This is a genomic window from Streptomyces sp. 4N124, assembly GCF_052245395.1.
Classification (GTDB): domain Bacteria; phylum Actinomycetota; class Actinomycetes; order Streptomycetales; family Streptomycetaceae; genus Streptomyces.
On sequence record NZ_JBQQBS010000122.1, the window covers coordinates 1 to 7,361 of the forward strand.

General features: G+C 68.5%; 8 protein-coding genes. 5 read left to right on the top strand and 3 right to left on the bottom strand.

The genetic code is table 11. The features are described 5' to 3' along the window. Window positions 1-156, top strand: a 156-nt coding sequence (locus ACTWQO_RS48115) for a helix-turn-helix domain-containing protein (protein ID WP_443243754.1), incomplete at its 5' end; no start/stop codon positions are given. 18 nt (window positions 157-174) lie between these two features. Here ACTWQO_RS48115 and ACTWQO_RS48120 read toward each other — a convergent pair. Continuing rightward, the gene (locus ACTWQO_RS48120; RefSeq protein WP_443243747.1) at window positions 175-981 is read right to left on the bottom strand and encodes an alpha/beta hydrolase; all 807 of its coding nucleotides are present in this window, start codon (window positions 979-981) and stop codon (window positions 175-177) included. A gap of 321 nt (window positions 982-1,302) precedes the next feature. On the opposite strand from ACTWQO_RS48120, the gene ACTWQO_RS48125 reads away from it, so the two are divergent. Beyond that, window positions 1,303-1,755 carry an SsgA family sporulation/cell division regulator gene (locus ACTWQO_RS48125; protein ID WP_443243748.1) on the top strand — a complete coding sequence of 151 codons (453 nt, stop codon included), beginning with the start codon at window positions 1,303-1,305 and terminating at the stop codon, window positions 1,753-1,755. Between the two features lie 83 nt (window positions 1,756-1,838). On the opposite strand, the gene ACTWQO_RS48130 is transcribed toward ACTWQO_RS48125, so the two are convergent. Together ACTWQO_RS48130 and ACTWQO_RS48135 are read right to left on the bottom strand one after the other, a co-directional pair. Then, the gene (locus tag ACTWQO_RS48130) at window positions 1,839-2,825 is read right to left on the bottom strand and encodes a class I SAM-dependent methyltransferase (protein WP_443243749.1); all 987 of its coding nucleotides are present in this window, start codon (window positions 2,823-2,825) and stop codon (window positions 1,839-1,841) included. A 123-nt stretch (window positions 2,826-2,948) separates the two neighbouring features. Continuing rightward, the gene (locus ACTWQO_RS48135) at window positions 2,949-3,098 is read right to left on the bottom strand and encodes a hypothetical protein (RefSeq protein WP_443243750.1); all 150 of its coding nucleotides are present in this window, start codon (window positions 3,096-3,098) and stop codon (window positions 2,949-2,951) included. A gap of 677 nt (window positions 3,099-3,775) precedes the next feature. On the opposite strand from ACTWQO_RS48135, the gene ACTWQO_RS48140 reads away from it, so the two are divergent. The 3 genes from ACTWQO_RS48140 to ACTWQO_RS48150 all read left to right on the top strand — a co-directional run bounded on the left by ACTWQO_RS48140 (window position 3,776) and on the right by ACTWQO_RS48150 (window position 6,535). Further along, window positions 3,776-4,459 carry a transglycosylase SLT domain-containing protein gene (locus ACTWQO_RS48140; RefSeq protein WP_443243751.1) on the top strand — a complete coding sequence of 228 codons (684 nt, stop codon included), beginning with the start codon at window positions 3,776-3,778 and terminating at the stop codon, window positions 4,457-4,459. A gap of 66 nt (window positions 4,460-4,525) precedes the next feature. Continuing rightward, window positions 4,526-5,491 carry an RNA polymerase sigma factor gene (locus tag ACTWQO_RS48145; protein ID WP_443243752.1) on the top strand — a complete coding sequence of 322 codons (966 nt, stop codon included), beginning with the start codon at window positions 4,526-4,528 and terminating at the stop codon, window positions 5,489-5,491. 123 nt (window positions 5,492-5,614) lie between these two features. After that, a complete protein-coding gene (locus ACTWQO_RS48150; RefSeq protein ID WP_443243753.1) occupies window positions 5,615-6,535 on the top strand; it encodes an alpha/beta fold hydrolase in 921 nt (306 codons plus the stop codon). Window positions 6,536-7,361 lie beyond the last annotated feature (826 nt).

Here is a 7,361-nt window from a genome sequence, read left to right on the forward strand (position 1 = left end):
AGCGGCCTCACCAACAAAGAAATCGGCGAACGCATGCACCTCTCCCCCCGCACCGTCAGCTCACACCTCTACCGCGTCTTCCCCAAACTCGGCATCACCGCACGCGCCGCCCTCCGCGACGCACTGGGCAAGATCCCCGGCGACCAGAACGTGTGACGGCGGCGGGCTGAGCCGTTACGCGGCGTAGGCGCGCAAGCCATGTTCGCCCAGCCAGCCGAGCACGTAGTCAGCGACGAATCTCCAACCGCTGTCAATGACCAGGGAGTGCGCGCGATCCGCGAACTGCTTGAGGTCGGTCACGGCGGTGGAGTCGCCGTACTGCTTGTACACCGCGCGCGTGACGGAATCGGGCACCAGCAGGTCCTCCTGCCCGGAGATCAGCAGGAGCGGGCCGCGGTCCGCGTTGCCGACATCTACTACGGCACGGGGGCTGCGTACCGCACCGGCGTGCCCGAGGTCGGCGAGCAGACGGCGGGACGTCGGCATCACATAGCGCTCGAAGAGCCGGTCGGACTCCTCCGCCGCGACGGTGTTCGCGAAGGCATGGCGAAACTGCTCCGGAGACAGGGAGAGCAGCTGTTCCGGTTCAGCGGCGTGCGCCGGGCCGGGGGTCCACAACCGGGCCGCGGAGTCGGGCAGCAGGATGTCGTTGATCGGGGCGGGTGCGATGGCCACCGCGGCCCGGCCGATGTTGGCGCCGATGAGATGCTGCGCGATGAGGCCACCGATCGAGTGGCCGACGATCACCGGCGCGGTTTCGAATGAACGCACGATTTCTGCGTAGTGGTCCGTCAGCATGTCCAGGCCAGTGCCGACGAGCCTCTCGGAAGACTTGCGCACCTCCGGGACGGTGGCCGCCTCCTCCGGCCATCCGGGCGTAAAGGCGAGAAACCCCCGGCTGACGAAGCGCTCCGCCCATGACTCCCAGGACAGCGCGTGCAGCCAGGTGCCATGGATGAAGACGACGGGAGTGTGATTCACGGCTGGCCCCTCCGAGCATGACGATCACCCGGCTCTGGCATGCGGGCGACAGTTTCAGGATCGTTCAGGCCCAGGTCGTGGGCGACAGTCGAATGACTTAATGTTGACGGCCCGCAGCGCCCTCAGGAACCGAGCGCCCCCGGGAGGGCCTCCCGGAAAGGGCACGCCGATACGGACCGGTGACCATCTGACAGATGTCCGTCCCCCCGACTCACCGTCGAAGTCGGTGAGGTTGGCCGGTCAAGTGACTTATGTACGACGCTCCCGCAGCGACGAGGGTAGGTCGGGCCAGCTTTCGTCACGGGGAAGGATCCACCTGCCATGAGCAGCAATCAACCAGGTGTACGGGCCCGCTTGGCGCCGCACGCCCGTCCTGAGCTGATCCTGGACGTCCAGCGTGTGCTGGACGTCGCCGCGCGGCAGACGATCAGGGCGGAGTTCCGGTTCGATCCGAGGAACCCTCTCTTCGTGTCCGTGGAGCTTCTCATCGAGGGCGGCCCGCGTGTCCTGTGGCGGATCGGCCGCGACCTCCTTCGCCAGGGGCTGTACTCGGTGAGCGGCCTCGGTGACGTCCGGATGTGGCCGGCGCACTCCGAGGACGGGGCCACCGCGTGGCTTCAGCTGGCCTCCAGGGACATGGCGGCCTTGTTCGAGCTGCCCGTGCCCCCGCTGGAGGAGTGGCTGGAGGACACCTATGAGCTCGTTCCCTCCGGTCGCGAGCTCGCCGAGATCGACTGGGAGGCCGCCAGCGCGGACCTGCTCCAGGGCCCCTGAAGAAGGCTCGCCGAACGCCGACAGCGTCCCGCGCCCGGCTCACATCGCGGGACAGGAGGTGCCAAGCCCTCGGGGTGAACGACTCAGCACTCGGGGCGCCGGGCCGCTACCAGTACGGGGCCGCCCGGAACCGTGGGAAACGTCTTCGTCTCCCCCAGCCCGAGCGCGTCGAGCTCCTCACTCATGCGTTCCACGTCGAAGGAGTTGCCGCCCCCGAGCACCGCGGTCCACCGCCCGACGGAGCGGCGCAGCGCGTCCTCGGCGACGGGATTGGTCCCCGCCACCAGCCACGCCCCCGGTTCCAGGGCCTCGACGAGCCGGGGCAGAGCGGCCCGTAGCGCCTCTTCCGGCAGGAACGGCGCCGGCAGCCAGATCAGTTGGTAGGTGTCGGTTTCCGACACGTCCACCGCGTCCTGCCGGCGCAGGGACACCCGGGCGGCCACCGCCGGATCCGCGGCGGTCAGCTCCGCCCGCGCCAGACCCAGCGCCCGCTCCAGTACGTCGATGCCCTCCACCCGCGCCATGGGGAAGCCCCCAGCCAGCGCCAAGGCCAGCCCACCGACGCCGGTGCCCGCGTCGAGAATGCGGCTGCCCGCGGCTGCCAGCCGGTCGGCGCACCCGGCAAGCCGAGGAACGATCTCCGCGGCGAGTGCGCGGCCGGTCGCGGCGGAGGCCCGTCCCTGGCTGAGCAGCACCTCGTCGGGCTGCGCTCCCCAACCACCCTGCGGTGTACCGGCCACGTCGGAGACGGCGGCCGAGACGGCCTGCCGCAGCGAGCTGAGCTTCGCCTCCACCGCGCTGCGCGCTGTCGCCGCGTCGACCTGATCCAGCGAAGAGTGGACGACGAATCCGTCGGGACCCCGGTGGACCAGGCCCAGGCTCTCCAGGACCGCGGTGCGCTCCGGATCGCCCGCGAGCACGTCCGTGAGGGGCGCCGACAGCGCCTGCCGCTGGGTGCTCACGAGCGCGGCCATGGCCCAGACGGCGGCCTCCAGAACGGCCACCGGGTTCTCGCCGAGAGAAAGGGTGAGGCTCGTCGACGGGGCGGCGGGTTCGGGCAGTGCGGACATGGAGCCTCCGGAAGAGCGCCGCTACGACATACGTGTCGCCCTAGTACGCAAACATGCTGCCATAGAAAGGTGTGAGCCAACATCAAGACCGGCATCGGCAGCGGTCGCATGCCGGGAACATGTTCACACCGTACATCGGGCATCGGACCACGAGACGGCGGTCACGGCGGTGGCCGCGGTGACCGTGGCCAGACGCTCATAGTCGAGCGTCCTCGGCAGATCCGTCGACCGGTGGTAGTGCGGATTACGGGAGTTCGCGGTGTCCGTGAGCATCAGCGCGGGGATCCCGCGGCGCGTGGTCGCTGCGTCCCAATGCGCCGCGCAGGCGCCGGTGGAGCCGCGGTTTGAGGGCGAGTGCCCGATGACCGTGCCGGTCCGTCGAGCCGATCTGCCATCGCGCGTCGAACGGTCGCCGCTCCCACCAGCCAGCCCGCGGTGGTCAGTTCGTCATGGACGTACGCTTCGGCTGCGCTGCATCGCCCGAGATGCCCCCAGTCGAAGTCGACTGCGCGGCTCGGCGGCGAGGAACTCCACGCGCCGCCGGAGCCGCGCGGCTTCCGGAAACAATCCTCGAGTGGGCATCGCCGTAAGGTCGTTCGTCATCCGCACTCTGCCCGGTCGGCGGTCGTCTTTGGGTGAACCGGTCGGCAGAGGAGCCGGAGACGTCCGGCGCAATTGACTCGTCCAATCCGTGAACCTGCCACAGCTCGAAACCCGTTGTCACAGAGAGGAACACCTGTGGTCAGGGTTTTGATTGGCTGACCTGGCCGCAGGACGGGGCGGTCGTCCTGATCATCCTCCCCCGATGTAGGGGCGGCCGCTTCACCCACCACAGCTGACCGAAGCCCGGGCGTCAGGGCTTCGACCGGTGTGAGCATTCACACCTGCTTCACAAGTGCACCGTCCAACAGTCGCCGCACGCGCCTACGGACGAACCGGAAGGAAAACGTGTGAGCCCGATTTCGGTCCGGGGATTGGCGGTGGCCTCTGCCACCGCGGTCACCGCTGTCGGCAGCGTCGTCGGTGTCGCCTCGGGCAGCGCCGCGCAGAACAACGACGCTGTGGCGACGGCAGCCGACGCCACGCTCCTCGCGGGCATACCGGCAGGTCACCAGGCCCAGGTGCAAACCGCGTCCCTGACGCGGCAGGCCGATGTCCAGGCCATCGCCGCGGACGCCGGCGCCAAGAAGGACGCCGAGGAGGCGGCTCGCGAGGCGGCCGCCAAGTCCGCGATCGAGAAGAAACAGGACGCCGAACAGGCGGAACAGGAGGCCAAGGAGCGCGCCGAGGCCAAGGCATCGGCTTCCCGGAATGCCTCCGGCTTCCCCGTCCTGAGCTCCTACACCGTCGCGCAGATTCAGGCGATGGCCGCGCAGATGGTGCCCGGCGACCAGTTCCAGTGCTTCGGCAACATCGTGGACCACGAGTCCAGCTGGAACTACACGGCGGTCAACGCCACTTCCGGTGCGTACGGCCTCTTCCAGGCACTGCCCGGCTCCAAGATGTCCTCCGTCGGCGACGACTGGCAGACCAACCCGGCCACCCAGATCAAGTGGGGCCTCAACTACATGAACAGCACCTATGACAGCCCCTGCGGCGCTTGGGCGTTCTGGCAGGCCAACCACTGGTACTGAGCCCGAGCCCTCCGGAGCGGTTAGAGTCGAAAGAAGACACGTGTCGTGGCCGGGAGGACACAAGGTATGAGCGGGATACCGGGAGACACCGGGCCGGCGGAGGACGCGGCACTGACACGGGCCGCGCAGGCGGGCGACGTATCGGCGCTCGCCCTACTGCTGGAGCGGCACCGACCCGGGATGCGTGCCGTGGCGCTCAGCCTGCTGGGGCCGGGCCCGGACGTGGACGACGTCATGCAGGAAGCGGCGCTGGTGGCGCTGCGCCGGATCGTGGACGTACGCGATCCGGAAGCCGTGGGGGCATGGCTGCGCATGGTCGTACGCAACAGCTGCCGGACGCTGCTGCGTGCATCGCAACGTGTCGAGCCCATGGAGTCCGTGCCGCTGCCATCAGACGGCGGTACGCCCGAGCAGATCCTGCAGACCCATGCGCTGCGGGACTGGATCTGGGAGGCCGTCGAGGCGTTGTCCCCGACGCTGCGCCTGCCGATCGTCCTGCGCTATTTCTCCACTGGGATCACCTCCTACCAGCAGATAGCCGAAGCCTGCTCGGTTCCCGTCAGCACCGTGCGAAGTCGGCTGAGCCAGGCACGCAACGCCCTCGCCCAGACCCTTACCGCCACCGCGGCCTCAGCGCACGAGGACGTGACACGTCGTACCGAAGCCAGCTGGCAGGAGGTGCGCGAAACACTCGCGGCCGCCGAACGCGGCGACTTCGGCAAGGTGGTCAGGGACCGCTACTCCCCCGAGGTCTCGCTGCTGACCGGAGGCCAGCGGCTCGGCGGAGCCGACCTCCTGCGGGCAGGAATGGACTGGGACCTCTCGGCGGGGGTGCGCCAGCGCCCCCTGCATGTGGTGGCCGGCCGCTCCCTCGTCGTCTGGGAGATGGAACTGGTCAACCCGCCCGACGACCCGGACCACTGCCCGCCCGGAGTCGCCTGGATCATGTCGCTGGACGGCGGCCGCTTCGACCGGGTCTCCCTGTACCACGCATCACGCCCCAAGGCCGCGCCCTCTCCTGTCGCAGCCTGAGTCCCGGGCCCGGGCACAGCACCCCGACAGCATGACCCAGATCACATTCCGGCGATAAGACTTCTCGGATTCCGGAGCGTCTTGTCGGTGTCACTGACACCTGCGGACCCTACGGAGATCCCGATGAACACATCCACCGCACACAACGACCCCCTCTCCCCCGGAACCCACTCCTACGCGAGGGGCGGAATCGTGCAGCGGTACCACGTCCACGGCAGCGGCCCAGTGTGCGTGGCGCACTCCGGCGGTCCCGGCATCTCCTGGGACTACCTGCGCATGCCCGCCCTCGAGAAGCACCTGACGATGGTCTACGTCGAGCCCATCGGCACCGCCGAGGACAGCCGTCTCCCCTCGCACCCGCACGGTTACACCCGGGAGAGGTACAGCCGTTTCCTGCAGGTGCTGATCAACAGGCTCGGCGTGCCCAAGGTGCACCTGCTGGGGCATTCGCATGGCGCCTTCGTGGCCGCCTACCACGCCTTGCACCGTCCCGAGCAGGTGGCGGGCGTCGTGCTGTACGAAGGCGCACCCGTAACCGGTCCCGAACACGGCGCGGAGGCGGGCCGCATGGTGGAGGCATTCGCCGCGCAGAACGCGGGCCATCCCGGACTGCCCGATGTGCTGGCCGCGTTCGGCGCAATGTCCACCATCTCCAGCGACGAGCAGACCGTGGCAGTCGCCCGCGGTGTGCTGCCGTCGTACTTCGCCGACTACTGGGGCAACGAGGAGCGCCTGGCACCGTTCCGGAACGCGATCCAGGCCACGTACATCTCGGGCCTGGACGAGGACCTCGTACCCGATGTCATCGACGACCGCGCCGCTCTCAAGGGACTGGAGGTACCGGCTCTGGTCGTTGTGGGCCGGCACGACGTGATCTGCGGGCCTCGCTGGGCGCACGAACTCGACGAGCTGATCCCTGACTCGCAGCTGCTGGTGCTGGAGAACAGCGGCCACATGGGGCACATCGAGGAGCCCGAGCTGTTCGCGAGCACGGTCCGTAACTTCGTCCTGCGAAACGGCGGACCGCGGGACGGAGCCGCGTAGGCACCTCACGCCGTGCGTCGGCCCGCCCAGGGCCGACGCACGTGAATCCGGTACGGGGCCTGGCTGGTCGTAGTGATGGCGAGCTGCCTGTGGGCCCTACATAGAGCGTGGCGTGGGCAGGGTCGGGTGACCGGTGGCCGCAGTGGTCGCCGTGTGTGTGGGCTCCGTCGGTCAGGCCGCCCCTTCAAGGCTGTTTCCGCTGGTAATTTCGGCGCACCCCTCTGACCTGGGCTTATGAAGGTCGAAACGATTGTGACCTGCTAGGACGGGTTGCAGAGGCGATCTGGGGCAGCCAGAGAAAACGCTCTGATTCGACCCCGATTCGACCGGGGCCGCTCGGAGCCGGTCAGAGGTAGTCGTCCTCTGTACTGGCTCCGGGTTGGCCCAGGTTGGTCGGTATGGATCAGGTGCTGAGTCCCCTGACTGCGCTTCGCAACGACCTCGGTCGAGTTGCCGTGGGGACGCCTACCTCCCCTCGGGGCCAGGCATACGAACGCCTCCAGGACGGCACATCCTGGAGGCTTCGCTGGCACCGATTGGAGGTCGGTTCCGGATGCCACCCGTGCTTTTAGCGGGCCTGGGAGGCGTCCACGTCCTTGCGAGACGACCCCACAGTGACACTCCACAATCAACCGGCAGAATCACACAGGCAGTTCCCTCACCCATACGGCCGACTGGGTCTGCACCACCTCCGTCCGGCCTGTCGGTAACGGCTGAATCGTGGACCACGGGCAGCAGATGAAAAGTGGACCTCGTGTTCTCAGTTGATGTTGGTCATTCCCCGGTGTTGGCGGCGGGAACCCGTCCGAGGTCGCGGCCGCGCATG